A 1,018-nucleotide genomic window follows, 5' to 3' on the forward strand; every position below is an offset into this window, starting at 1 on the left:
AACTAAATTTCAACAATTTCAAAGTACTCTTTCCGATTTTAATGGGACATCAATGAAAAAATATATAACACCTCTATTCCATTGACTTTAGCACCGTTTCCCATTAAGATACTATCTCAAACCCGACACTTCAAGAAGGGATAATCATTCCTCGGATAGGCGTCTTGACCATGAACACGAATAGTTCGCTCGCAACTGAACCGCACCATCGTCCCGTTAATCGCTACCCGTCCCATGATAGGGACAAATCCGTTCTTCTCCTTACTGCCATTCACATAGATTTGACTTCTCCCAATATCTACAATTTGCCCCTACCTTCTTCATATTCAATTTTAATTGCGCCAATCTGCGCTTTTCATGAGGTTATTACGGAGATATTTCCGTAAATTTGTAGAAATAAGGCAGCCAATAATATCTATAAAAATATGCAAGAAAAACTTTCCTATCCTGTTAGGATCATCATATCCTTACTATCCATTTTTCTCTGGAGCTTTCCGGCAGAAGGGCAGGATAGTGAAAGCTTAAGGATCTATCTGGGAAACTTCAAATTCACGGCACATCAACAAGTCCATATCCTTATTGACATGGCCTTCGCATTCCATTCCGACACAGGAAGCCCCCCCGATCAGCTGTATACGGAGTTCGTAGGGACGAATAAAGTGAGAATCGACAGGAAAACCATACAGGATACTCTTGAAGAGAGCGCCTCACCAACCGCCTATGTCCTTTATAGTCGAAAAGACAACGGTGGATTCGATAACGGGACGCTCGTAAAAGGAGAAGAAATCATTCTTCCGATTGAGGTGGGTATTATCCAAAGTTATAAGATAGCTACCGTAAATAAAGGAGATATCAGTTTCCCATTTGAGGCACTTCAAACACCGTCGGAACGAAATCGACTCATGAAGTCCACCTTACACTTTTCCTCCTTTCAACAACAAAATAAAATACAGTATATACAATTATTGCTGTCCGATAAAATTCAGAAAACGCGATACAGTATGGCTCGAACGCAGAT

At 40.7% G+C, this 1,018-nt stretch carries 1 protein-coding gene and 1 pseudogene; one reads left to right on the plus strand and one right to left on the minus strand.

Going from position 1 to position 1,018, the window contains the following annotated elements; genetic code table 11:
* Window positions 1-116: 116 nt before the first annotated feature.
* Entirely contained in the window at window positions 117-275 is a 159-nt protein-coding gene (locus E5342_RS19475) for a hypothetical protein (RefSeq protein WP_160217502.1), read from the minus strand.
* A gap of 150 nt (window positions 276-425) precedes the next feature.
* Between E5342_RS19475 and E5342_RS19925 the strand changes: the two are divergent.
* Window positions 426-1,018 (plus strand): annotated as a pseudogene (locus tag E5342_RS19925) (hypothetical protein); the annotation flags it as partial.

Source organism: Parabacteroides distasonis (genome assembly GCF_004793765.1).
In the GTDB taxonomy this organism is placed as follows: Bacteria; Bacteroidota; Bacteroidia; order Bacteroidales; family Tannerellaceae; genus Parabacteroides; species Parabacteroides distasonis_A.